Raw genomic sequence first — 21,797 nt, 5'->3', positions numbered from 1 at the left:
CAAGCCGAAATGGCTGACTACTACCCGCTTCTTGCCAAGGCCGTCGCAGGCTTGCCGGATTCGACTCCCGAAGCACGCCAGGCCGTTTATGAACGCGCGCGCCGGGCGCTTTACGGTCAATTGCGCAATCTTGACCCTCCGGTGCCAGAGGACGCGATCGAACGCGAGGCGCAATCGCTGGAACGGGCCGTCGCCCAGATTGAAACGGAATTGACGGCGCGATATAGCCCGGAAATAGATAAAACTCTTCCTGGAACGGATTTCAGCGGATTGGGACCGCCGGCAGGTCCAATGGCGCCGCCGCGCGAGCCAAGAAGGCAGCTGCCGTCCGCCTCCACTCCGCCCGGAACGGATAAGCCAGGGCCGGCTGCAAAACGGACGCTCACGTCTCCATTGCCGCCTCGCACTCCCATCAAAGTCCGCCGGGATCCCCCTGGCGCAGCCCCGTCCGCTTGGCCTATCCGGCCGCCACGGCCGGGATCGGCCCCTAATCTCGCCGGACCGCTGCCACCTTCAGGTCCAGGCGATTCGCCGGCGCCTTTTTCTGCGCCGAAGCCGCCTTCATCGCGGGAGGGGACACAAGGTCTGGCGCCAGTCCGGCCTCCGATAGGCGAGGAAACATCCGGGGCAGGGGACGCGCCGTTCGTTGAAACGCTCGCCCCGGAAGCGATTGGCCCGAGCGATGGGAGTTATGAACCATCGTCAACGATGCGGCTCGAAGCGCAATATCCCTTCGCGCCGCACGCCGAAAGAGACCGCAGCGCAGCCAAGCGCGTTGGTATTGTTGTTGGCATTGTGGGCTTGGTCGTCGTCCTCGTCGCCGCCGCTGCGTACAGGCTGCGTGACCGCCCCGAGGATCTGGTGCGTTTGCAACCCTCCGCAATGGTTCAGGGAGAGACTGCCCCCAGCGGCAAGATCGTGGATCGTATTGATACCGGCACCGCGACCCCCGGATCATCAGCAACATCCTCGACCGGGGAACGCAGCGAGGCCGCGAAAGCTGGCGCTGAATCCGGAAATCCCGCCATTTCGGTTGCCCGGCGGGCCGCACTGCTGATGGAGGCACCGGAGGAACAATCCAAAGTAAAGACGGTTCTCGGCACGGTTGTCTGGCGGGTCGATAATGTCAGCAATGGTCCCGACGAGCCTTTGAGCATGGCGGTTCGCGCCGAAGTTGACATACCGGACGCGAATCTGCAGGCGGCGATGGTGATTCAAAAGAATTTTGACAGCTCGCTGCCGGCATCCCACACCATCAAACTGAACTTTTCCGTGCCGGCGGGAAGTCCATTGGCGAATATCAAGCAGGTCACTGTGCTGATGCGGCGCGAAGATACCCCTACGGGCGAAGCGTTGATGGGAATTACCGTCCCTGTCACGGAAAATTCTTTCCTTATCGGTCTTAGCCGTGGCGCTGGCGAGGCCGCCAATCTTGACCTTCTCCGTTCGCGCGAATGGTTCGATATTCCAATTGTCCTTGCCGATGGCCACATCGCGAAACTCACCTTTGAAAAAGGACCGTCGGGGCGGATCGCGATCGATGATGCGATGGCGTCCTGGCAGGCGCGGTAGCCATTCTCCCTTGTTTTTTAAGGTGCCGCGCGATTGGTGGACGCAGCCCGGCGCCTTAACCTCTCTATGGTGCGCGGGGGCCGGGGCCACTAGCAAAGACTATAAAACTTGTGGATATTGAGGAACTGGATCAATATTATGTGGGATCAGCACCCGCGTTGGAGTTCTGCTTTGCGGGACAGTGGAAATTGGCGATCGAGGACTGAATGCTCACGAAAAAAGGGAAATATGGCTTGAAAGCCATGGTCCACCTTGCTGGCCGCCCCGTGGGCGAAGCGACGCTCGTGAACGATATCGCGAACGCGAATGAAATCCCGAAAAAATTTCTCGACACCATTCTCGGGGAGCTCCGCAACGCCGGCTTTGTTTTTTCGAAAAAAGGCAAAGGCGGAGGTTATACCCTCGCCCGGCCGGCGCATGACATTAAGGTCGGTCACATTGTCCGCGTCCTTGACGGACCGCTCGCTCCGATCGCCTGCGCCAGTAAGAATTCCTACCGGCGGTGCGACGATTGTCTGGACGAAAAAAATTGCTGCGTTCGCCTGATCATGCTCGAAGCACGCAATGCGATCGCGACTGTGCTGGACAACCGGACGCTGGCGGAGATGCGGTTGCTCGCCGAGAGCGAGGAAGAAAATCTTATGTATTGCATTTGAAGGCGCAATGGGACAGGCGGCAAGCCGGAGGAAGAGCTGTAGCGCTTGACGTCTTAACCCTCAGCTGGTCTGAGCCGGCCGGCGAGAGCTTTCGAGTATATCATCGATCGCATGGGTGACGGCATCGACCGGCGCCATTCCATCGACCGATTTCAAGAGGGCGTTCTTTGCATAAAAATCAGAAACGGGTGCCGTCTGCGCGTGATAAGCATCGAGCCTGACTTTGAAGGCCTCGGGATTATCATCGGCGCGCACCGTTCCCCCGGACGCCAGCGTCTCCTTCACGCGATTGACGATCCGGGCAAGCAATGCCGCGTCGTCGACCTTGAGTTCGACGACGGCATCGAGTTCCATATTTTTGGCGCGCAGCATTTTGGCCAAGGCCTCGGCTTGAGCGACGGTGCGGGGGAATCCATCCAAGATAAAGCCGCCTTTGGCGTCCGGCGCTTCGATTCGGTCAGCGACAATCCCGACCACCGTCTCGTCGGGGACGAGACCGCCTTTGTCCATGACCGCTTTTGCTTCCAGCCCGACCGGCGTCGCGGCTTTGACCGCCGCGCGCAACATGTCTCCTGTTGACAATTGAGGGATGCGATATTTCTCCGTGAGACGCGCCGACTGAGTGCCTTTTCCAGCGCCGGGCGGCCCAAGAAGAACCAGCCTCATCTACGTTTTCCCCGCAATTTTGATTTCTTTACAAGCCCCTCATATTGATGGGCCTGCAGATGGCCCATGATTTGAGCGACCGTATCCATGGTGACGCTGACCACGATAAGAAGCGAGGTTCCGCCGAAATAAAATGGCAACGCCGCATAGGAGATCAGCATTTCCGGCAGGAGGCAGATGACGGCGAGATAGGCCGCGCCGATCACTGTGATGCGGGTGAGGATCATATCGATATATTGCGCGGTGCGCTCGCCCGGCCGGATGCCAGGGACGAAGCCGCCATGTTTCTTGAGATTGTCCGCGGTCTCCGTCGGGTTGAAGACGATGGCGGTATAGAAAAATGCGAAAAAGACGATCAACCCGACATAGGCGACCATATAGAGCGGGCGGCCGTGCCCGAGATAGGTGGTCACCATTGCGAGAATGCCGGTGCCGCCCTGGCTTTGCGAGAAATTGGCGATGGTGACAGGCAGCAGCAAAAGCGACGATGCGAAAATCGGTGGTATGACGCCGGACGTGTTAAGTTTCAGCGGCAGAAAAGACGTTTGGCCTTCGTAGATTTTATTGCCCTGTTGACGTTTGGGGTAGGTGATCAGAACACGCCGTTGCGCGCGCTCCATGAACACGATGAAGGCGACGACGCCGATCGACATCACCATCACGCCGATAATGAGCCCCGTTGAGATCGCGCCTTGGCGGCCGAGTTCCAAAGTATTGACGATCGCCGACGGGAATGCCGCGACGATGCCCGCGAAAATAATCAGTGAGGACCCGTTGCCAATTCCGCGCGAGGTGATTTGTTCTCCGAGCCACATCAAGAACATCGTGCCGCCCATCAAGGTCAGCACAGTGGAGATGCGGAAGAAGAGCCCCGGCTCAAGCACCACGCCGGCCTGTCCCTCGAGGCCTACGGAGATGCCATAGGCCTGGAAGGCGGCAAGAACGACCGTCAGATACCGCGTATATTGATTGATGACCTTGCGCCCGGATTCGCCTTCTTTCTTCAGAGCTTCCAATGTCGGAAACACCGATGTCAGCATCTGGATAATGATCGAGGCGGAGATATAGGGCATGATGTTCAAGGCGAAAATCGCCATGCGCTGGACGGCACCGCCCGCGAACATATTGAACAATTCAAGGACACCTTGGCGGTTGCCCGTGAAACTCTTTTCAAAAACAGAGGGGTCGATTCCCGGCAAGGGGATGTAGGTTCCCAGACGATAAATAACCAACGCCGCGAGCGTGAAATAGATGCGCTTTTTGAGCTCTTCGGCCTTGCCGAAAGCGCCCCAATTTATATTCGCCGCGAGCTGTTCCGCCGCCGATACCATGTACTGCTCCCTTGGCACCAAGATGCCCGAATGTTTTCTCGTTTATCTTCCAAAGGGTCAAGGGTCCCAAATGCTTCGCAAGATCAACCTTTGTTTGGCCAACGATATCCGAGACAATTCCGCTTGCACTGTGTGTGATAAGCGCCGCCTCAGCGTCGGGATGGCCTTACGCCTCCGCCTCCGCGGCTCCGGTTTGCACGCGTGACAACACGATCGAGCCGCCGGCGGCTTCAATCGCCGCCACGGCGCTCTTCGACGCCGCCGCCACTTCGAATGAAAGCTTTGCCGCGAGCGTCCCGTTGCCGAGGATCTTAACCCCGTCGAGCGGTTTGGAGCAGACGCCAGCAGCGATGAGCGATTCGAGCGTCACTTGTGCGCTGGGGTCGAGCTTGCCCGCGTCAACTGCCGCTTGAATGCGGCCGAGATTGACCTCATTGTAGTGGATCGAAAACGGGTTGCGGAAGCCGCGCTTCGGCAGTCTCCGGTGCAGCGGCATCTGACCGCCCTCGAACCCCTTGATCGCGACGCCGGTCCGGGCCTTCTGTCCCTTCACGCCACGCCCGCAAGTCTTGCCCTTGCCAGACCCGATCCCGCGTCCGACCCGCATACGCGGGCGGGACGAGCCGGGATTGTCGGCGATTTCGTTTAGATTCATGACTTTGTCCTCACTTCGCCATCTGCGGCGGTCTCGTCGACGACGCGAATGAGATGCGCCACCTTGGCGATCATACCCCGCACGGCGGACGTATCCTCAAGAGAGGATCGGCGGCCAATCTTATTGAGACCAAGCCCGATGAGCGTCGCGCGTTGCGAAGCAGGGCGTCCGATCGGGCTCTTGATCTGTTCGACGATGACCCGGGCCTGGGTGCTGGAAGTCATAATCTGTTCCTCACGCTTCGCTGGGTGCTTCAGCGTCACCACCTTGGCGGCGCGCCTGCAGAGCGGAAACCTTGATATTGCGGCGCGCCGCGACGGCGCGGGGTGAATCTTCCCTTTGCAGGGCGTCGAATGTCGCGCGGACCATGTTGTAGGGATTCGAGGAACCTTGCGATTTGGCGACGACGTCGTGCATGCCGAGCGTTTCGAAAATGGCGCGCATCGGGCCGCCTGCGATGATCCCGGTCCCTGCGGGCGCCGCGCGCAGCACGACGCGTCCGGCCCCATGACGCCCGTGAACGTCATGATGGAGGGTCCGGCCTTCCCGCAAGGGAATGCGGACGAGCGAACGCTTCGCCGACTCGGTCGCTTTGCGGATCGCTTCGGGAACCTCGCGCGCCTTGCCATGACCGTAGCCGACCCGGCCCTTCTGATCGCCGACGACGACGAGCGCGGCAAAGCCGAACCGGCGGCCTCCCTTCACCACCTTGGCGACGCGGTTGATATGGACCAGACGATCCATGAACTCGCTATCGCGATCCTCGCGGTCGCGGCCGCGGCCGCCTTCCCCTTCACGCGCCATGAGTCTGTTCCATTTCCAAATTCGCCTTGTGTTCGATATGCCGCGCGGCGGTGATCTCGTTCGCCGCGCGCTTTAGAATTTAAGCCCGCCTTCGCGAGCCCCTTCCGCCAGCGCCTTGACCCGTCCGTGATAGATGTAAGCGCCGCGGTCGAAAACGACTTCGCTGATTCCCGCTTGCGCCGCGCGCTCGGCAATCCGCTGGCCGATGATCTTCGCCGACTCAACGGTTGCGCCGGTTTTCAAAACCTCCCGCTCAGCCTTCTCGAGGGATGATGCGGCGGCAAGAGTCCGGCCCAAGGCATCGTCGATGATCTGGCAATAGATCTGCTTCGAGGAGCGGAAAACGGTCAGCCGCGGCTTGCCATAGGCATGCGCCCGCAAGGAACGGCGGACCCGTGCCTGACGGCGGTTCGTGGTTTTATTGTCCTTTGCCATGCTGCCCAATCCTGGATTTTGACTTTATTACTTCTTCTTGCCTTCCTTGCGGAAGATAAATTCACCGGCGTATTTGATCCCCTTGCCTTTGTAGGGCTCGGGCGGACGCAAGGCGCGGATTTCGGCGGCCGTCTGCCCAACTTGCCGCTTATCGATACCAGTGATCGAAATTTCGGTCGGCTTCGGGGCTACGATCGCGATTCCGGCCGGGATCGGAAAACTGATGTCGTGGCTGTAGCCGAGTGAAAGCTGCAGGTTTTTGCCCGCGACCGCGGCTTTATAGCCAACGCCGGTGATCTCAAGTTTGCGCTCAAACCCTTTCGAGACGCCGGTCACGAGATTATCGACGATCGAGCGCGTCATTCCCCACATCGCGCGCGCCTGCTTGCTGTCGTTGCGTGGCGTCACCGCGATCTTGTTGTCGGCAAAAGCCAGGCTCACATGCTCGGGCGCAACGAAGGAGAGCTCCCCCTTGCCGCCCTTGACGGCAATGGATTGTCCCTCGACTTTGGCCGTGACCCCGGCGGGTATAATAACCGGTTTCTTTCCGATACGTGACATAATCTGTTTTCCTGGTTCTTCTCTTTAATAGAAGACCCTGCGTTTAGAACACCTTGCAGAGAACTTCGCCGCCGACATTCGCCTCGCGCGCGGCATGATCCGCCATGACCCCTTTCGAGGTGGAAACGATGGTCACGCCCAAACCGTTCGCGACACGCGGCATGGCATCGACCGCCGCATAGACACGGCGTCCCGGCTTCGACACACGCTCGATTTCGCGAATGACCGGCGTGCCGTCCGAATATTTCAATTCGATTTCAAATTCGGTGCGGCCATTGCCATATTCGGTCGTCGAATAACCGCGAATATAACCTTCCGACTGCAAGACGTCGAGCACATGTGCGCGCAGACGCGATCCTGGCGTCTGCACCTTGCCCTTACGGCGCATTTGCGCATTGCGGATGCGGGTGAGCATGTCACCTAGCGGATCGTTCATGGACATGATCCGCCTCCTACCAGCTGGACTTGACGAGGCCGGGGATCAGGCCCTTCGAGCCCAATTCCCGCAGCGCGATGCGTGACAGTCGCATTTTGCCGGTAAAGCCGCGCGGCCGGCCGCTGACTTCGCAACGGTTGCGGATTCGCCCAGCGGAGGAATTCCGCGGCAATTCGGAAAGCTTAAGGCGCGCCGCGAAGCGCTCCTCCATGGTCAAGGCCTCGTTGTTCGCGAGGGTTTTCAAGCGCCGGCGACGGCCCGCATATTGCTTGACCAGCTTCATACGATGATTGTTTTTTTCAATCGAGCTTTTCTTGGCCATAAATCTTTACCTCTGGTGTCCGCGTTTGAAACACACCGGTTTCACTGCCGGAACGGGAAGTTGAAGGCGCCCAGCAGGGCGCGCGCCTCATCGTCGGATTTCGCCGTCGTGCAAACGATGACGTCGAGACCCAATATGCTTTCGGTCTTATCGTAGTCGATTTCGGGGAACACGATATGTTCCTTGATCCCCATGGCATAGTTGCCATGGCCATCGAAACTCTTCGGGTTGAGGCCGCGAAAATCCCGGACCCTCGGCAGGGCAATCGTGATCAGGCGGTCGAGAAACTCGTACATGCGAGTCTTGCGCAAAGTCACCTTTGCGCCGATTGGCATGTTTTCGCGCACCTTGAATGTCGCGATCGCCTTGCGGGCATGGGTAATAACCGGCTTCTGGCCGGCAATCAGGGCAAGATCCGCCGCCGCAAGGGTGACCTTCTTGGTGTCGTTCACCGCTTCGCCGACGCCCATGTTGAGCACAATCTTTTCGATGCCGGGCACTTCGAAACGGTTTTTATAACCAAATTGCTCGATGAGCCGCGGCCGCACGACCTCTTCGTAATGTTTCTTAAGCCGAGGCGCATAGTCCGCCGGCGGCGCGAAGGATTCCGCTGTGCCCGCAGCCCCTGACACTCCAGCGTCCTCGCGCGGCGGTTTCTTAGCCTTGCTAGCAGCCTTCGGCGCTTCCTTGGCGGCGTCCTTGGCAGCGGGTTTGCCCGCGCCCTTGGCGCCGCCCTTGCCTGTCTTCGACTCAGCCATCGATCAATTCTCCGGAGCGCTTGGCGTAACGGACCTTGCGTCCATCATCCAAAATCTTGAATCCCACACGGGTCGGCTTGCCATTCTTCGGATCGGCGATCGCGAGGTTCGACAAGTGGATCGGGGCCTCCTTGGTGACGATCCCCGCTTCCTGGCTGGCGGTTTGCTTCTGGTGACGTTTCACGGTGTTGATTCCGCGCACGATCGCCCGTTCTTCTTTGGGCTTGACCGAGAGAACGTCTCCCGAACGGCCCTTGTCGCGCCCGGTGAGGACCACGACACGGTCGCCTTTTTTGATTTTTGCCGCCATCACAACACCTCTGGCGCAAGCGAAATGATTTTCATCTGGTTCCTGGCGCGCAATTCGCGCGGCACGGGACCAAAAATGCGGGTGCCGACCGGTTCCGACTGGTTGTTGATCAAAACCGCCGCGTTCGAATCGAAGCGGATGACCGAACCATCGGCGCGTTTGATGTCCTTGGCGGTGCGCACGACGACCGCCTTCATGACGTCGCCCTTTTTGACACGCCCGCGCGGAATCGCCTCCTTGATCGACACGACAATAATGTCGCCGACACCCGCGTATTTGCGCTTCGAACCGCCAAGCACCTTGATACACATCACGCGGCGCGCGCCGGAGTTGTCGGCGACGTCGAGGTTGGTTTGCATCTGTATCATCGTCTTAAACCTTTCTTCCCAGACGGTTTCCAGTGGCGGCACAGCCAGCCGGACTTCGTGGGCCGGGAGGCTCTTCGCCTCCCCACGATTCAACCGTTATTTCGCTGCGGCGCTGACAACAATCCAGCGCTTCAGCTTCGAGATCGGTTTCGTCTCCTCGATCGATACCGTGTCTCCGACCTTGTAGGCCTTGACCTCGTCATGCGCGTGATAATTCTTTGACCGCCGCACCGTCTTTTTCAACAGCGGATGCGTAAAACGCCGCTCGACTTTGACGACGACCGTCTTGTCCTGCTTGTCGCTGACAACGACGCCTTGGAGAATTCGCTTCGGCATGATCTTCAATCCGTCTTTCAACACAAGCGATTGCGTTAGATTTCCAAATTTCCAATGTTAGGCTTTTGCCGTTTGCTGCGCGGCAAGTGACTTGATTCTCGCGATATCGCGGCGCACGACCCGCACCCGCGCGGTATTTTCGAGCTGTCCGGTGGCGCGCTGAAAGCGCAGATTGAACTGCTCTTTCTTCAGATTCAAAAATTCCTGCTCAAGCTGATCCTTGGACATCACCTTGAGATCGGACAAACGCTGCTTCTGTTTCATGGCCACGCCTCCCTTACTCGACAATCCGTTCGATGAAACGTGTCTTGATTGGAAGCTTCGCGGCGGCCAGCAAAAGCGCCTCCCGCGCGACAATGGGCGGGACGCCGTCTAGCTCGAACATGATACGCCCCGGCGCGACCCTGCACGCCCAGAACTCAGGCGCGCCCTTGCCCTTGCCCATGCGGACTTCCGTTGGCTTTTTCGAGACAGGAACATCCGGGAAAATCCGGATCCAGACGCGTCCGGCGCGGCGCATATGGCGCGTTAACGCACGCCGCGCGGCCTCGATTTGGCGCGCGGTGATCCGCTCCGGCTCAAGTGCTTTCAGACCGAACTGACCGAAATTCAGTTCAAAGCCTGCTTTCGAGGCACCGCGAATGCGGCCCTTGAAGGCTTTCCGGAATTTTGTTCGCTTCGGTTGCAACATGGTTCAAACTCTAATTTAGCGCGAGGGCGAGGTCAGGCGGCATCGCGGTCACGGCGACGCCGTTCACCGCCGCCGCTGCCGGAATGATCTTGTTCTGCCATTTTCTTGTCTTGCGCCATGGGATCATGCTCAAGAATTTCACCTTTGAAGATCCAGACCTTGATCCCGCAAGTGCCATAGGCCGTATGCGCCGTCGCAGTGCCGTAATCGACGTCGGCACGCAAAGTATGCAAAGGCACGCGGCCTTCGCGATACCATTCAAGCCGTGCGATTTCAGCACCGCCAAGACGGCCCGAGCAATTGATCCGGATGCCTTCGGCGCCGAGCCGGATCGCCGATTGCACGGCCCGTTTCATCGCCCGGCGGAAGGCCACACGGCGTTCGAGTTGCTGGGCGATCGAATCGGCGACGAGTGTTGCGTCGACCTCCGGTTTGCGCACCTCAACGATGTTGATGAGGACTTCGGATTCCGTCATCTTCGCGACGAGTTTGCGGATCTTGTCGATATCCGCGCCCTTCTTGCCGATTACGACCCCGGGGCGCGCCGAATGGATCGTCACGCGGCACTTCTTATGCGGCCGCTCGATGATGATCTTCGAAATCGCTGCCTGCTTTAAGGTTTTCACCAGCACCGCGCGAATCGCCATGTCTTCGTGTAGCAGCTTGCTATATTCGGCCCTGTCGGCGAACCAGCGCGAATCCCAGGTCCGGTTGATGCCGAGCCGCAGGCCGATTGGATTGACTTTCTGTCCCATCGTTTTCTCCTCAGGCCTGAGACGCGGCGGCGCCGGCTTCGCGCACGACGATCGTCAAATGCGCGAAAGGCTTATGGATGCGGCCGGAACGGCCCCGTGCGCGGGCGCTGAAGCGCTTCAGCACCATTCCGTTGCCGACAAAAGCCGCGGCAACGACAAGGTCGTCGACATCGAGATTGTGGTTGTTCTCGGCATTGGCAATCGCGCTCTCCAAGGTCTTTTTCACGTCAAATGCGCTTCGCTTGCGCGAAAATTCGAGATCGGCAAGCGCCGTCTCCACTTTCTTGCCACGGATCAACTGCGCAAGAAGGTTGAGCTTCTGCGGGCTGACCCGCAGCATGCGGGCAACCGCCTTCGCTTCATTGTCCTTGAGCGCGCGCGGCGCTTTTTCCTTGGCCATGACTTAGGTCTCTCTCAGCCTCGTTTGGCTTTTTTATCGGCCGCATGACCGTGGAAGGTTCGCGTCGGTGAAAATTCACCGAATTTATGACCAATCATATCTTCGGTTACGGAGACCGGAATATGTTTATGGCCATTATAAACTCCGAAGGTCAGGCCGACGAACTGCGGCAGTATCGTCGACCTGCGGCTCCAGATTTTTATGACTTCAGACCGGCCTGAGTTACGGGAGGCCTCTGCCTTCTTAAGCAGATAACCATCGACGAACGGGCCTTTCCAGATTGACCGAGCCATGGGATCAGCCCTTCTTCTTGCTCTTGTGACGCGAGGTCACGATGAATTTGGTTGTGGATTTGTTGCTGCGCGTCTTTTTTCCCTTGGTCGGTTTGCCCCAGGGAGTGACGGGATGACGGCCGCCGGAAGTGCGGCCTTCGCCGCCGCCGTGCGGATGATCGACGGGGTTCATGGTCACGCCGCGATTGTGGGGCTTGCGTCCGAGCCAGCGGCTACGGCCGGCCTTTCCCAATGAAATATTCATGTGATCGGGATTGGAGACAGCGCCCACGGTTGCGAAACACTGGCCGTGGATGAGCCGCTGCTCTCCAGAATTGAGACGAACAATCACATAGCCTTCGTCGCGTCCAACGACTTGGGTGTAAGTGCCGGCTGAGCGCGCCATGGCGCCGCCCTTGCCGATCTTCATTTCGACGTTGTGGACGATCGTGCCGACTGGGATATTGGCCAAGGCCATCGCATTGCCGGGTTTGACGTCGGCCTGCATGCTGGAAACGACCTCGTCGCCGACCGCCAGGCGCTGCGGCGCGATGATATAGGAAAGCTCCCCATCGGCGTAGCGGATGAGCGCAATGAAAGAGGTCCGGTTGGGATCATATTCGATCCGCTCGACTTTCGCTGGAATATCAAGCTTACGCCGCTTGAAATCGACGATCCGGTAGCTTTGCTTGTGACCGCCACCCCGGAAGCGGACGGTGATGCGGCCATTGTTGTTACGCCCGCCGCTCGAGCTCTTGCCCTCGGTCAGCTGCTTTAAGGGTTTGCCCTTGTAGAGGCCGCTGCGATCGACGATGACCAGCTGGCGCAGCCCCGGCGTGACGGGTTTGAATGATTTCAGTGCCATGGGCGCGTTCCTCGCATCATATTCTTAGAGCCCGGTCGTAACATCGATCTTATGGCCCTCGGCGAGGGTCACGATTGCCTTCTTAAAGTCGGACTGCACACCGCGCGTTCCCTTAAAGGTCTTTCGCTTGCCCTTGCGGACGAGCGTATTGACCGCGTCCACCTTAACATCGAAAAGCCGCTCGACCGCCACTTTGATCTCGGGCTTTGTCGCAGTCTTGCGAACCTTGAAAACAACCTGGTTTGCCTCCGACGCCATCGTCGCCTTTTCGGTAATGACCGGGGAGATGATCACGTCGAAATGCGTGGCGTCGTGCGCGAATTTTGCCGTACTCATTTGAAACGCGCTCCCAATGCATCGATGGCCGCTTGGGTCAAGACCAGCTTTTTGCGGCGGAGAATGTCATAGACGTTGATGCCCTGGACAGGGAGGACGTCGATCTCCGGGATGTTGCGCGCCGCGAGACGGAAGTTGGCTTCCGGGGTTGCGCCATCGATGATCAACGCATTGGTCAAACCAAGCTTGGCAAAACTTTCCTTCAGCGTTTTGGTCTTGGAATCCTCGGCACGCGCCTCGGACCACACGATAATCGCGCCGTCCTGGGCCTTGGCGGAAAGCGCATGTTTGAGCGCGAGCGCGCGCAGCTTTTTCGGCAGATCATGCGCATGCGACCGCACGACCGGGCCGAACGCCCGCCCGCCGCCGCGAAACTGCGGCGCGCTGGCCGCTCCGTGCCGCGCCGAGCCCGTGCCCTTCTGCTTGTATAATTTCTTGCCCGTGCGCGCGATGTCCGAGCGGCCTTGGGTTTGATGTGTTCCAGCGCGGCGTTTGGCCAGCTGATAGCGCACCATGCGGGCAATCAAATCCTCACGCGGCACGAGGCCAAAAATGGCATCGTCGAGGTCAATCGAACCGGCGGCTTCGCCGTCAAAGTTGGTGATGTCGATCTTCACGCGGTGGCTCCCGTTTCTTCCACGGACGCGCCACTGGCAACGGCGTCCGCCATACGATATTTACCGGGCTTCGGCGCGTCTTTTGGAAGCGCCTTTTTCACCGCGTCACGCACATAAATCCAACTGCCCGAAGTTCCGGGAACCGCGCCTTCGACAAGAATGAGCCCGCGATCGATATCAAGCTCCACAACCCGCAAATTCAACGTCGTCACGCGTTCGGCACCAAGATGACCGGCCATTTTCTTGTTCTTGAAGGTCTTGCCGGGATCCTGACGGCCGCCGGTCGAACCATGCGACCGATGCGAAATCGAGACGCCGTGGGTGGCGCGGAGGCCGCCGAAATTCCACCGCTTCATCGGACCGGCAAAGCCTTTGCCGGTGCTCGTCCCTGTGACATCGACGAACTGGCCGATGACGAAATGATCCGCGGTAATTTCAGCGCCCACCGGAAGCAGGGAATCTTCCTCGACGCGAAATTCGGCAAGCTTCAATTTCGGCTCGACGGTGGCGACCGCGAAGCGGCCACGCTCGGCTTTCGAAACGTTCTTCACCTTCGCCCGGCCGATACCAAGCTGAACAGCCGTGTAGCCGTTGCGATCCTTGGTCCGGTGGGCCACGACCTGACAGCCGCCAAGCTTCAACACAGTGACCGGCACATGTTCACCAGCACCGGTGAAGATGCGGGTCATGCCGAGCTTTTGCGCGATGACACCTGATCGCATGTTTATTCCCTCACGATCCCTCGGCTGGCCTGGTGGCCGGCAGGGATATTTCTCATTTCAACAAGCCAGGCAGTGCCTAAAGCTTGATTTCCACGTCGACGCCGGCAGCGAGATCGAGTTTCATCAATGCATCCACCGTCTGCGGTGTCGGATCGACGATATCGAGAACCCGCTTATGCGTCCTGATTTCGAATTGTTCGCGCGACTTCTTATCGACGTGCGGCGAACGGTTGACCGTAAACTTTTCGATCTTCGTCGGCAGCGGAATGGGACCGCGGACATGCGCTCCCGTCCGCTTCGCCGTGGACACGATTTCCTTTGTCGAGGAATCGAGGATTCGATGATCGAACGCCTTGAGGCGAATGCGAATATTTTGGCCGTTCATCTCAAATCATCCCTGCCGGCTGTTCTGGACTTTCCCAAAACGGCACTCGCCGATCCTCGTTTTCCCGCCTGACGCCCCCAAGGGAGGCGGCAAGGCGGACATCATTCAACAAAATTCGCGAAAAACGAATTCCAAACTACTCCGTGATCGAAGCGACAACGCCCGCACCGACGGTACGGCCGCCTTCGCGGATCGCGAAGCGAAGCTTTTCTTCCATCGCGATCGGAACGATCAGTTCGACATCCATCGTCACATTGTCGCCCGGCATCACCATCTCGGTCCCTTCCGGCAACGTGACAACGCCAGTCACATCAGTGGTGCGGAAATAAAATTGCGGCCGGTAGTTGGTGAAGAAGGGGGTGTGACGGCCGCCTTCGTCCTTGGTCAGAATATAGGCTTCCGCCTTAAACTTCGTGTGCGGCTTCACAGAACCCGGCTTGCACAAGACTTGCCCGCGCTCGACGTCCTCACGCTTGGTGCCGCGCAAAAGCGCGCCGATGTTGTCGCCGGCCTGTCCCTGGTCGAGGAGCTTGCGGAACATTTCGACGCCGGTCACAACTGTTTTCACCGTCGGCTTCAAGCCCACGATTTCGATTTCCTCACCGACCTTGACGATCCCGCGCTCGACCCTGCCGGTCACGACGGTACCGCGGCCGGAAATGGAGAACACATCTTCGACGGGCATTAGGAACGGCTGATCGACGGGGCGCTCGGGCTGAGGAATATAAGCATCAACCGTTTCCATCAGCTTCAACACGGCGTCGTGCCCAATTTCCGGCTGCTTGCCTTCGAGCGCGCAAAGTGCCGAGCCCTGAGTGATTGGAATATCATCGCCAGGGAAATCATATTTCGACAAAAGTTCGCGAACCTCGAGTTCGACGAGTTCGAGAAGCTCGGCGTCATCGACCATATCGACTTTGTTCATGAAAACGACGAGCGCCGGAACGCCGACTTGGCGGGCGAGGAGAATATGCTCGCGGGTTTGCGGCATCGGGCCGTCAGCCGCCGAGACGACCAAGATCGCGCCGTCCATCTGCGCGGCGCCGGTGATCATGTTCTTCACATAGTCGGCGTGGCCGGGACAATCGACGTGAGCGTAATGGCGGTTCTTCGTCTCATATTCGACATGCGCCGTGGAGATCGTGATGCCGCGCGCCTTCTCTTCCGGCGCCTTGTCGATTTGATCATAGGCCGTGAACACCGCCCCGCCCGTTTCGGCCAAGACCTTGGTGATTGCCGCCGTCAGCGACGTCTTGCCATGATCGACGTGACCGATCGTACCGATATTACAGTGCGGTTTTGTCCGCTGAAATTTTTCCTTGCCCATTATCCGGCTCCTTTAGGATTCTCGCACGCGTTCAATCGAAGGTTAGGCGTATTTGGCCTGAATCTTCCCGGCTTCGCCTGCGGGGACCTGCTCATAGTGATCAAATTGCATCGTGTAATTGGCACGGCCCTGGCTAAAGGACCGCAACTCATTGACATAGCCAAACATATTGGCGAGCGGCACCATCGCATTGATGACGACCGCATTGCCGCGCATGTCTTGCCCCTGCACCTGCCCGCGCCTGCCGAGGAGGTCTCCCATAACCGCGCCGGTGTAGTCCTCGGGTGTGGTGACCTCGACCTTCATGATCGGTTCAAGCAGGACCGAGCCGCCCTTTTGCATCGCTTCGCGGAACGCCGCGCGCGCTGCAATTTCGAAGGCAAGCACCGATGAGTCGACATCATGATAGGCACCATCGACCAAAGTCGCCTTGACATCGACGACGGGGAAGCCCGCGAGAACGCCCGCTCCCATGACGCTGTTGATGCCTTTTTCGACGCCGGGAATAAATTCCTTTGGCACCGTGCCGCCGACGACCTTGCTCTCGAAACTCGAGCCCGAGCCCGCTTCGCTTGGCTCGAAGACAATCTTGACCCGCGCGAATTGCCCGGAACCGCCGGTCTGCTTCTTATGGGTATGGTCGATCTCGACCCGCCGCGTCAGCTTTTCGCGATAGGCGACTTGCGGCTTGCCGATATTGGCATCGACCTTATAGGTGCGCCGCAGAATATCGACCTTGATGTCGAGATGGAGTTCGCCCATGCCCTTCAAGATGGTTTGCCCGGATTCCTGGTCGGTCGAGACCCGGAAGGACGGATCTTCCGCCGCGAGCTTGGACAAGGCGACGCCGAGTTTTTCTTGATCGGCCTTGGATTTCGGTTCGATCGCGATCTCGATCACCGGTTCGGGGAATTCCATCCGCTCCAGGATCACCGGCTTGTTGAGGTCGCAAAGCGTGTCCCCGGTCCGCGTATCCTTCAACCCAGCCAGGGCGACAATGTCTCCCGAATAGGCCTCCTTAACGTCTTCGCGGTTGTTCGCATGCATAAGAAGCATGCGACCCACCCGCTCTTTCTTGTCCTTGGTCGAATTCAACACGGTGGTGCCGGATTCGACATGGCCGGAATAGACGCGGGCGAAGGTAATGGTGCCGACGAAGGGATCATCCATGATCTTGAAGGCAAGCATGGAAAAAGGGTCTTCGTCGCGCGGAAGGCGAACCACCTCGGCGCCGGTGTCCATATCGACGCCCTTGATCGCCTCGCGGTCGACCGGTGAAGGAAGCAAATCCACGACGGCGTCGAGCAAGGGCTGCACGCCTTTGTTTTTAAAGGCCGAACCGCATAAGATCGGAACGAAGGTAATGTACCGGACCGCTTTGCGCAAAAGGCGCCTTAAGGTATCGGCATCCGGCTCAACCCCATCGAGATAGGCGGCCATAACGTCGTCATCGAGCTCGACGGCCGCTTCAAGAAGAATGTGCCTGTATTCCTCGGCCTTGGCCTTGAGATCCTCCGGGATCTCGGCATCGGAATATTTGGCCCCGAGCGCTTCGTCTTCCCAAACGACGGCTTTCATCCGGACGAGGTCGATGACGCCCTTGAAATCGGATTCCGAGCCAATCGGCAGTTGGATACATACCGGACGGCCGCCGACCTTGGTCTTGATTTCCTCGACACAGCGAAAGAAATCGGCGCCGATCTTGTCCATCTTGTTGACGAAGACGATCCGCGGCACGTTATATTTGTCGGCTTGCCGCCAGACCGTCTCGGTCTGCGGCTCGACGCCTTGGTTGCCGTCAAGGACGCAGACGGCACCATCAAGCACACGGAGCGAGCGCTCAACCTCGATCGTGAAATCGACGTGGCCCGGGGTGTCGATGATGTTCAGCCGCTTGCCATTCCAAAATGTCGTCGTCGCGGCGGACGTAATCGTGATGCCGCGCTCCTGCTCCTGCTCCATCCAATCCATGGTGGCGGCGCCGTCATGCACTTCGCCAATTTTATGCGATTTGCCGGAATAGTAGAGAATCCGCTCGGTCGTCGTCGTCTTGCCCGCATCAATATGGGCCATGATGCCGAAGTTTCGGTAATCCTCGATCGGATGACGGCGGGGCATGACAATATTCCTTTGGGCGGAAAACCGCTTAACTTAGAGCCTTTACCAACGATAATGCGAGAAGGCGCGATTGGCTTCCGCCATCCGATGCGTGTCTTCCCGCTTCTTGACCGCGTTGCCACGATTGTTCGCGGCATCCATCAATTCGGCCGACAGGCGATCCACCATCGTCTTGTCGTTGCGGGCGCGTGCGGCGATGATGATCCAGCGGATAGCAAGCGCTTGGCGGCGTTCCTGCCGGACCTCGACAGGCACTTGATAGGTAGCGCCTCCGACCCGCCGTGAACGAACTTCGATGGCAGGAGCCACGTTTTCCAAAGCCTGTTTGAAGACCGGAAGCGGTTCCGAACGCAATTTCTGCTCGATAATGTCGAAGGCATCATAGACGATCGCCTCAGCGATCGACTTTTTGCCGTCGTACATGATCGAGTTCATGAACTTGGCAAGAATAACATCCCCGAATTTTGCATCCGGAATGACTTCCCGCTTTTCGGCGCTGTGACGGCGCGACATTGTTAGGCTCCGTGATCCAATATTCTAGGATATTAGAGGCGCCATTACTAAAAATGGCTGCCCAATTGCTTGAATACTCTCGAGACTTACTTCGGCCGCTTGGCACCATATTTGGAACGGCGCTGCTTGCGGTTCTTGACGCCCTGCGTATCAAGCACGCCGCGCAGGATGTGATACCGCACACCGGGCAAATCCTTCACCCGGCCGCCGCGGATCATGACAACCGAGTGCTCCTGCAAATTATGCCCTTCGCCGGGAATATAGCCGATCACTTCGAAGCCATTGGTCAGGCGGACTTTGGCGACCTTGCGCAACGCCGAATTGGGCTTTTTCGGGGTTGTTGTGTAAACACGGGTGCAGACGCCACGTTTCTGCGGGCAGGCGCCGAGATGCCGCGCCTTTTCGCGATACGTCTTTTCCTGCCGGGGCTTACGGATCAACTGGCTGATCGTGGGCATTCTGGACTTTCTCAATCTTCAGGTTTGGCGCGGCCGGGAAACCCGATTCGCCTCGAAATAAACGTCCGGCTCCGGCCGCCGCTGCGATCAAGGCAAACGGCAAAGCGCCTTCAGCCCGTCAAGGCCTCCGGCGCCCGGATTTGGTAGAGGAGCACGGCGATAAATGCCGCGTTCTTGCCCGATGGTGATCCTGGAGAGACAGTAAATTCTCTCTTGGACCGATGTGACTGTTATGCCGCTGAGTCTGACAGCGTTTAGGTTTGATAGGTCCAGGGCGAGCCGCCCCGAAAGCAAAAACCTACTGCCTGTCTGAAGTGGGCGGAACTTAATAGCGCTCGCCAGGCACGTCAACCCTCTTTAACAGGAAAAAGCCGATGTTTTAAAGACCGTGCTTTGAGTTCCCCGTCCCAAACAGCTCTACGGTCCGGGCTGTGGTGGCTCGGATGTCGCCGCTAGAGCGGCTGCACTTGGCCAGACGCCGCCTCGGCGATGCGATTCTCAAGACTGGTTGTACTTTGGAACATCCCGTTGGATAGTGTCCAACAGCTCCAGATAGCATCCAGTTGTGACGGCACCAGGTGAGCATGGTCCAGATCCCGCGACGCTGTCACCCTGAGGTTCTCATGGGCAAGAATTGGCAAAGTCTGTTTAGCTTAGCCGCAGCCTTGGTCCTATGGGGCGCCTTGCCCGCCTTCGCTGACAAGCGCGTGGCGCTGGTAATCGGGAATGGCGCCTACCAAAATGCGGTCCATTTGCCCAATCCGAGGAATGATGCCCAGGATGTTGCTAATGCGCTTACCCGCTCGGGCTTCGAAACCATAGTCGGCCTCGATCTGAACAAGGCCGGGATGGATGAGCGTACCATCCTATTCGCACGGCTGGCGCGTGACGCGGATGTGGCACTTTTTTATTATAGTGGTCACGCTATGCAGTTCGCTGGCGTTAATTATCTGATGCCGCTCGACGCTAAGCTCACCGACGAGGCGGACTTGCGCCGTATGATACGGGTTGACGATATCGTCGCGGATCTTCAGCAGGCCAAGAATCTGCGCATTCTCGTCCTGGATGCCTGCCGCGACAATCCGCTTGCCGACGAAATGAAGCGTTCAATCGGACTGACGCGGGCGGCGTCAATGCAGCACGGCTTGGCCAAGATCGACAGTCCGCAAGGGATGATTGTCGCCTATGCCACCCAGGCGGCCCGGACAGCGGAGGATGGGACGGGCCGAAACAGTCCTTACACAGCAGCGTTCCTCAAACACATTGAGAGTAATGCGGAAATAGGCACCATCTTTCGCCAGATTGGTTCGGATGTCTATGACACGACAAACCACGCTCAACTTCCTGAACTTTCCTTGTCTCTGATCGGTGAGTTCTATCTGCATGAAAAACCATCGGTTGCGCCCGTGATGGCGCCCGATATGAACGTGACACGGACCAATCCCTGTGCCGATGCCGAAGCGCACTGGAAGAGTTCCGAGAGGCTTGGCACAAAGGAGGGCTTCGAGGACCATCTGTCCCGCTTTCCCAATTGCACCTTTGCGGGCCTTGCTAAGGCTAAGCTTGCCGCGTTGATGCCCCCGTCCAATGCGGCGATCCGGGTACCGGCGCCAATTCCGGTCGATCCCGCGGGAGTTGGCACTTGGGAAACCGCTGTTTCGAACAAACGGGGTCCCGCCCGGTGGATATGGGACATTCTCTCTAACGGCACATACCGTTTCCGCAGCGGAGGGCCGGGTGCTGTCGGCTCGCATGAGGGAACGATTACCCTCAGCAATGGGCATTGGACGTTGCACACGACCCGCGGATATTTGGCGGGTTGGGAAGATGGGGGACCCTATGAATTCCGTGATCCCAACACGCTCATCATGACGGGACGGCTGGGGACGGGTATCTGGCTGCGAGCCGGAGCAAATAGCGGAACACCGGGCACTGGCGGGAGCCAGTGGTGACACGCACCGTTGGAACAAAAAGCCACGTTTGCGGTTCCGAGAGACGAAGCTGACGAATAGCGTCACAATGGGCGGCGGGTCCGCCGCAAACAATGAGGTGTTCAGTGGCAATAGCGACAAAAATACAGGCAGTGGCGGCCCTCCTCCTGACCGCATGGTTTGGGCCGGCCGTGGCCCAGGACACGGCGTTAGAGACGGAAATCGTCGATGCCATGAACAAAGTCTATGGTGTTCATCCAGGTTTTCGTGCCAATCACGCCAAGGGGGTCGTCGCCGAAGGAAGTTTTAAGGCCGCGCCGACGGCGGCGCGCCTGAGCAAGGCGGTCATATTCACTGGTAGCCCAGTTCCGGTCACCGTGCGATTTTCGGATTCAACCGGCGTTCCCAATCTGCCCGATGGTTCGCGGCTCGCCAACCCGCATGGATTGGCGATCAAATATCACCTAGCGGACGGCAGCGAGACCGACATGGTGATCAATTCGCTCAAATTCTTTCCTGTTTCGTCAGGCGAAGATTTTCGCGACATGCTGCTTGCCGTTGCGGAAAGTCCCCCCGGTGCGCCAAAGCCGACGAAGCTCGACGAGTTCGCGGCCAAACATCCAAGCATGCCGAAAGCCTTGGCAACAGTAGAAACGCCGGACAGCTTCGCCGACGAAGAATATTACGGCGTCAATGCCTTTGTTTTGGTCAACGATAAGGGAGAACGCCGCGCGGTGCGTTATATCATGGCTCCGGACAAACTGGTGCATCTTTCGGAGGCGGACGCGGCCAAAGCCGCGCCAGACTTTCTCATTGATGAACTGCCAGCCCGTCTCGCGCGCGGTCCCGTGACGTTCCACCTCAAAGCGCAGCTCGCCTCGCCGGGCGATTCGACGAAAGATGCTTCGGTCCCTTGGCCGAGCGGGAATGAGATTGTGGAACTCGGCGTGCTGACGATCGATAAGCCCGTCTCCAATAGCCTCGAGGCTCAGAAGACATTGTTGTTTTTGCCAGGCCAGCTCGTCGAGGGGATAGAGCCATCCGACGATCCCTTGATCGGCGTTCGGGATGGGGCTTATGCCGTTTCGTTTTCACGGCGCAATCCGTGAAAAGCCAAAATTTCGTTAATTGTGAAATGTCGCTGTGGCGGCAGCGCTTCTCCTCGACGGTTGAAGCCACCGAAGTTAAAGCAAAGCT

31 protein-coding genes are annotated in these 21,797 nt (G+C 58.5%); 4 read left to right on the top strand and 27 right to left on the bottom strand.

From position 1 onward, the window contains the following. Nucleotides 1-9 precede the first annotated feature (9 nt). Both QEV83_RS06525 and QEV83_RS06520 read left to right on the top strand, forming a co-directional pair. The gene (locus QEV83_RS06525; protein WP_280130411.1) at nt 10-1,572 is read left to right on the top strand and encodes a hypothetical protein; all 1,563 of its coding nucleotides are present in this window, start codon (nt 10-12) and stop codon (nt 1,570-1,572) included. 206 nt (nt 1,573-1,778) lie between these two features. Further along, complete coding sequence (locus QEV83_RS06520; RefSeq protein WP_280130410.1) at nt 1,779-2,228, top strand: Rrf2 family transcriptional regulator; 450 nt, start codon at nt 1,779-1,781, stop codon at nt 2,226-2,228. A gap of 60 nt (nt 2,229-2,288) precedes the next feature. Here QEV83_RS06520 and QEV83_RS06515 read toward each other — a convergent pair whose 3' ends face one another. From QEV83_RS06515 to rpsL, 27 genes are all read right to left on the bottom strand, one after another. After that, nucleotides 2,289-2,894, bottom strand: coding sequence for an adenylate kinase (locus QEV83_RS06515; protein WP_280130409.1), 606 nt, complete (start codon nt 2,892-2,894; stop codon nt 2,289-2,291). Beyond that, nucleotides 2,891-4,225, bottom strand: coding sequence for a preprotein translocase subunit SecY (gene secY, locus QEV83_RS06510; RefSeq protein ID WP_280130408.1), 1,335 nt, complete (start codon nt 4,223-4,225; stop codon nt 2,891-2,893). Before secY ends, QEV83_RS06515 begins: the two co-directional genes overlap by 4 nt. A gap of 166 nt (nt 4,226-4,391) precedes the next feature. After that, nucleotides 4,392-4,880, bottom strand: a complete 489-nt coding sequence (gene rplO, locus QEV83_RS06505) for a 50S ribosomal protein L15 (RefSeq protein ID WP_280130407.1) — start codon at nt 4,878-4,880, stop codon at nt 4,392-4,394. Next, nucleotides 4,877-5,104 (bottom strand): 50S ribosomal protein L30, encoded by a 228-nt coding sequence (rpmD, locus tag QEV83_RS06500; RefSeq protein WP_280130406.1) that lies wholly within the window; start codon nt 5,102-5,104, stop codon nt 4,877-4,879. The genes rplO and rpmD overlap by 4 nt, the downstream gene beginning before the upstream one ends. Before the next feature lie 10 nt (nt 5,105-5,114). Continuing rightward, nucleotides 5,115-5,684, bottom strand: a complete 570-nt coding sequence (rpsE, locus tag QEV83_RS06495) for a 30S ribosomal protein S5 (RefSeq protein ID WP_280130405.1) — start codon at nt 5,682-5,684, stop codon at nt 5,115-5,117. A gap of 72 nt (nt 5,685-5,756) precedes the next feature. Further along, entirely contained in the window at nt 5,757-6,119 is a 363-nt protein-coding gene (rplR, locus tag QEV83_RS06490) for a 50S ribosomal protein L18 (RefSeq protein ID WP_280130404.1), read from the bottom strand. 27 nt (nt 6,120-6,146) lie between these two features. Continuing rightward, nucleotides 6,147-6,680 (bottom strand): 50S ribosomal protein L6, encoded by a 534-nt coding sequence (rplF, locus tag QEV83_RS06485; RefSeq protein WP_280130403.1) that lies wholly within the window; start codon nt 6,678-6,680, stop codon nt 6,147-6,149. A 43-nt stretch (nt 6,681-6,723) separates the two neighbouring features. Beyond that, the gene (rpsH, locus tag QEV83_RS06480) at nt 6,724-7,122 is read right to left on the bottom strand and encodes a 30S ribosomal protein S8 (protein WP_280130402.1); all 399 of its coding nucleotides are present in this window, start codon (nt 7,120-7,122) and stop codon (nt 6,724-6,726) included. A 10-nt stretch (nt 7,123-7,132) separates the two neighbouring features. Next, nucleotides 7,133-7,438, bottom strand: coding sequence for a 30S ribosomal protein S14 (rpsN, locus tag QEV83_RS06475; RefSeq protein WP_280130401.1), 306 nt, complete (start codon nt 7,436-7,438; stop codon nt 7,133-7,135). Nucleotides 7,439-7,479: 41 nt separating this feature from the next. Beyond that, nucleotides 7,480-8,196, bottom strand: a complete 717-nt coding sequence (gene rplE / locus QEV83_RS06470; RefSeq protein WP_280130400.1) for a 50S ribosomal protein L5 — start codon at nt 8,194-8,196, stop codon at nt 7,480-7,482. Continuing rightward, nucleotides 8,189-8,506 carry a 50S ribosomal protein L24 gene (gene rplX / locus QEV83_RS06465; protein WP_280130399.1) on the bottom strand — a complete coding sequence of 106 codons (318 nt, stop codon included), beginning with the start codon at nt 8,504-8,506 and terminating at the stop codon, nt 8,189-8,191. Before rplX ends, rplE begins: the two co-directional genes overlap by 8 nt. Continuing rightward, nucleotides 8,506-8,874, bottom strand: coding sequence for a 50S ribosomal protein L14 (rplN, locus tag QEV83_RS06460; RefSeq protein WP_280130398.1), 369 nt, complete (start codon nt 8,872-8,874; stop codon nt 8,506-8,508). The genes rplX and rplN overlap by 1 nt, the downstream gene beginning before the upstream one ends. A gap of 96 nt (nt 8,875-8,970) precedes the next feature. Then, entirely contained in the window at nt 8,971-9,210 is a 240-nt protein-coding gene (gene rpsQ, locus QEV83_RS06455) for a 30S ribosomal protein S17 (RefSeq protein WP_280130397.1), read from the bottom strand. 57 nt (nt 9,211-9,267) lie between these two features. Further along, a complete protein-coding gene (gene rpmC, locus QEV83_RS06450) occupies nt 9,268-9,474 on the bottom strand; it encodes a 50S ribosomal protein L29 (protein ID WP_280130396.1) in 207 nt (68 codons plus the stop codon). 13 nt (nt 9,475-9,487) lie between these two features. Continuing rightward, the gene (rplP, locus tag QEV83_RS06445) at nt 9,488-9,901 is read right to left on the bottom strand and encodes a 50S ribosomal protein L16 (protein WP_280130395.1); all 414 of its coding nucleotides are present in this window, start codon (nt 9,899-9,901) and stop codon (nt 9,488-9,490) included. A 32-nt stretch (nt 9,902-9,933) separates the two neighbouring features. Continuing rightward, nucleotides 9,934-10,656, bottom strand: coding sequence for a 30S ribosomal protein S3 (gene rpsC / locus QEV83_RS06440; RefSeq protein WP_280130394.1), 723 nt, complete (start codon nt 10,654-10,656; stop codon nt 9,934-9,936). A 10-nt stretch (nt 10,657-10,666) separates the two neighbouring features. Continuing rightward, nucleotides 10,667-11,056 carry a 50S ribosomal protein L22 gene (gene rplV, locus QEV83_RS06435; RefSeq protein ID WP_280130393.1) on the bottom strand — a complete coding sequence of 130 codons (390 nt, stop codon included), beginning with the start codon at nt 11,054-11,056 and terminating at the stop codon, nt 10,667-10,669. A gap of 14 nt (nt 11,057-11,070) precedes the next feature. Continuing rightward, entirely contained in the window at nt 11,071-11,349 is a 279-nt protein-coding gene (gene rpsS, locus QEV83_RS06430) for a 30S ribosomal protein S19 (RefSeq protein WP_280130392.1), read from the bottom strand. Between the two features lie 4 nt (nt 11,350-11,353). Continuing rightward, complete coding sequence (gene rplB, locus QEV83_RS06425) at nt 11,354-12,193, bottom strand: 50S ribosomal protein L2 (RefSeq protein ID WP_280130391.1); 840 nt, start codon at nt 12,191-12,193, stop codon at nt 11,354-11,356. A 24-nt stretch (nt 12,194-12,217) separates the two neighbouring features. Further along, nucleotides 12,218-12,529 (bottom strand): 50S ribosomal protein L23, encoded by a 312-nt coding sequence (locus QEV83_RS06420; RefSeq protein ID WP_280130390.1) that lies wholly within the window; start codon nt 12,527-12,529, stop codon nt 12,218-12,220. Then, a complete protein-coding gene (rplD, locus tag QEV83_RS06415; protein WP_280130389.1) occupies nt 12,526-13,146 on the bottom strand; it encodes a 50S ribosomal protein L4 in 621 nt (206 codons plus the stop codon). The genes QEV83_RS06420 and rplD overlap by 4 nt, the downstream gene beginning before the upstream one ends. Further along, nucleotides 13,143-13,868, bottom strand: a complete 726-nt coding sequence (gene rplC / locus QEV83_RS06410) for a 50S ribosomal protein L3 (RefSeq protein ID WP_280130388.1) — start codon at nt 13,866-13,868, stop codon at nt 13,143-13,145. The genes rplD and rplC overlap by 4 nt, the downstream gene beginning before the upstream one ends. A 76-nt stretch (nt 13,869-13,944) precedes the next feature. Continuing rightward, nucleotides 13,945-14,253 carry a 30S ribosomal protein S10 gene (rpsJ, locus tag QEV83_RS06405; protein WP_280130387.1) on the bottom strand — a complete coding sequence of 103 codons (309 nt, stop codon included), beginning with the start codon at nt 14,251-14,253 and terminating at the stop codon, nt 13,945-13,947. A gap of 136 nt (nt 14,254-14,389) precedes the next feature. After that, entirely contained in the window at nt 14,390-15,580 is a 1,191-nt protein-coding gene (gene tuf / locus QEV83_RS06400) for an elongation factor Tu (RefSeq protein WP_280130386.1), read from the bottom strand. A 42-nt stretch (nt 15,581-15,622) separates the two neighbouring features. Then, complete coding sequence (fusA, locus tag QEV83_RS06395) at nt 15,623-17,698, bottom strand: elongation factor G (RefSeq protein WP_280130385.1); 2,076 nt, start codon at nt 17,696-17,698, stop codon at nt 15,623-15,625. 42 nt (nt 17,699-17,740) lie between these two features. Beyond that, nucleotides 17,741-18,211 (bottom strand): 30S ribosomal protein S7, encoded by a 471-nt coding sequence (rpsG, locus tag QEV83_RS06390; protein WP_280130384.1) that lies wholly within the window; start codon nt 18,209-18,211, stop codon nt 17,741-17,743. An 86-nt stretch (nt 18,212-18,297) separates the two neighbouring features. Further along, nucleotides 18,298-18,669: a 30S ribosomal protein S12 gene (gene rpsL / locus QEV83_RS06385; RefSeq protein WP_135048778.1), complete on the bottom strand. Its 372-nt coding sequence runs from the start codon at nt 18,667-18,669 to the stop codon at nt 18,298-18,300. Nucleotides 18,670-19,292: 623 nt separating this feature from the next. Here rpsL and QEV83_RS06380 point away from each other — a divergent pair. Both QEV83_RS06380 and QEV83_RS06375 read left to right on the top strand, forming a co-directional pair. Beyond that, nucleotides 19,293-20,621: a caspase family protein gene (locus QEV83_RS06380; protein WP_280130383.1), complete on the top strand. Its 1,329-nt coding sequence runs from the start codon at nt 19,293-19,295 to the stop codon at nt 20,619-20,621. A gap of 104 nt (nt 20,622-20,725) precedes the next feature. After that, complete coding sequence (locus tag QEV83_RS06375) at nt 20,726-21,709, top strand: catalase family peroxidase (RefSeq protein WP_280130382.1); 984 nt, start codon at nt 20,726-20,728, stop codon at nt 21,707-21,709. The last annotated feature ends 88 nt before the right edge of the window (nt 21,710-21,797 follow it).

Source organism: Methylocapsa sp. D3K7 (assembly GCF_029855125.1).
Lineage (GTDB): Bacteria > Pseudomonadota > Alphaproteobacteria > Rhizobiales > Beijerinckiaceae > Methylocapsa.
The sequence above is the reverse complement of the archived record's forward strand: the minus strand, read 5'-3'. Positions and strand labels throughout refer to the sequence as shown.

Excerpts from the sequence above, each read along its gene's own strand:
- rplV (WP_280130393.1), bottom strand. The coding sequence starts at position 11,056 with ATGGCCAAGGAAAAAGCGCCGCGCGCGCTCAAGGACAATGAAGCGAAG.
- rpsH (WP_280130402.1), bottom strand. The coding sequence starts at position 7,122 with ATGTCCATGAACGATCCGCTAGGTGACATGCTCACCCGCATCCGCAAT.
- rpsG (WP_280130384.1), bottom strand. The coding sequence starts at position 18,211 with ATGTCGCGCCGTCACAGCGCCGAAAAGCGGGAAGTCATTCCGGATGCA.
- rplO (WP_280130407.1), bottom strand. The coding sequence starts at position 4,880 with ATGAATCTAAACGAAATCGCCGACAATCCCGGCTCGTCCCGCCCGCGT.
- rpmD (WP_280130406.1), bottom strand. The coding sequence starts at position 5,104 with ATGACTTCCAGCACCCAGGCCCGGGTCATCGTCGAACAGATCAAGAGC.
- rpsE (WP_280130405.1), bottom strand. The coding sequence starts at position 5,684 with ATGGCGCGTGAAGGGGAAGGCGGCCGCGGCCGCGACCGCGAGGATCGC.
- rpsJ (WP_280130387.1), bottom strand. The coding sequence starts at position 14,253 with ATGAACGGCCAAAATATTCGCATTCGCCTCAAGGCGTTCGATCATCGA.
- secY (WP_280130408.1), bottom strand. The coding sequence starts at position 4,225 with ATGGTATCGGCGGCGGAACAGCTCGCGGCGAATATAAATTGGGGCGCT.
- fusA (WP_280130385.1), bottom strand. The coding sequence starts at position 17,698 with ATGCCCCGCCGTCATCCGATCGAGGATTACCGAAACTTCGGCATCATG.
- QEV83_RS06515 (WP_280130409.1), bottom strand. The coding sequence starts at position 2,894 with ATGAGGCTGGTTCTTCTTGGGCCGCCCGGCGCTGGAAAAGGCACTCAG.
- rpsL (WP_135048778.1), bottom strand. The coding sequence starts at position 18,669 with ATGCCCACGATCAGCCAGTTGATCCGTAAGCCCCGGCAGGAAAAGACG.
- rplR (WP_280130404.1), bottom strand. The coding sequence starts at position 6,119 with ATGGCAAAGGACAATAAAACCACGAACCGCCGTCAGGCACGGGTCCGC.
- rplF (WP_280130403.1), bottom strand. The coding sequence starts at position 6,680 with ATGTCACGTATCGGAAAGAAACCGGTTATTATACCCGCCGGGGTCACG.
- rpsS (WP_280130392.1), bottom strand. The coding sequence starts at position 11,349 with ATGGCTCGGTCAATCTGGAAAGGCCCGTTCGTCGATGGTTATCTGCTT.
- rpsN (WP_280130401.1), bottom strand. The coding sequence starts at position 7,438 with ATGGCCAAGAAAAGCTCGATTGAAAAAAACAATCATCGTATGAAGCTG.
- QEV83_RS06380 (WP_280130383.1), top strand. The coding sequence starts at position 19,293 with ATGGGCAAGAATTGGCAAAGTCTGTTTAGCTTAGCCGCAGCCTTGGTC.
- rplP (WP_280130395.1), bottom strand. The coding sequence starts at position 9,901 with ATGTTGCAACCGAAGCGAACAAAATTCCGGAAAGCCTTCAAGGGCCGC.
- tuf (WP_280130386.1), bottom strand. The coding sequence starts at position 15,580 with ATGGGCAAGGAAAAATTTCAGCGGACAAAACCGCACTGTAATATCGGT.
- rplC (WP_280130388.1), bottom strand. The coding sequence starts at position 13,868 with ATGCGATCAGGTGTCATCGCGCAAAAGCTCGGCATGACCCGCATCTTC.
- rpsQ (WP_280130397.1), bottom strand. The coding sequence starts at position 9,210 with ATGCCGAAGCGAATTCTCCAAGGCGTCGTTGTCAGCGACAAGCAGGAC.
- rplX (WP_280130399.1), bottom strand. The coding sequence starts at position 8,506 with ATGGCGGCAAAAATCAAAAAAGGCGACCGTGTCGTGGTCCTCACCGGG.
- rplN (WP_280130398.1), bottom strand. The coding sequence starts at position 8,874 with ATGATACAGATGCAAACCAACCTCGACGTCGCCGACAACTCCGGCGCG.
- rplE (WP_280130400.1), bottom strand. The coding sequence starts at position 8,196 with ATGGCTGAGTCGAAGACAGGCAAGGGCGGCGCCAAGGGCGCGGGCAAA.
- QEV83_RS06525 (WP_280130411.1), top strand. The coding sequence starts at position 10 with ATGGCTGACTACTACCCGCTTCTTGCCAAGGCCGTCGCAGGCTTGCCG.
- QEV83_RS06520 (WP_280130410.1), top strand. The coding sequence starts at position 1,779 with ATGCTCACGAAAAAAGGGAAATATGGCTTGAAAGCCATGGTCCACCTT.
- rplB (WP_280130391.1), bottom strand. The coding sequence starts at position 12,193 with ATGGCACTGAAATCATTCAAACCCGTCACGCCGGGGCTGCGCCAGCTG.
- rpmC (WP_280130396.1), bottom strand. The coding sequence starts at position 9,474 with ATGAAACAGAAGCAGCGTTTGTCCGATCTCAAGGTGATGTCCAAGGAT.
- QEV83_RS06420 (WP_280130390.1), bottom strand. The coding sequence starts at position 12,529 with ATGAGTACGGCAAAATTCGCGCACGACGCCACGCATTTCGACGTGATC.
- rpsC (WP_280130394.1), bottom strand. The coding sequence starts at position 10,656 with ATGGGACAGAAAGTCAATCCAATCGGCCTGCGGCTCGGCATCAACCGG.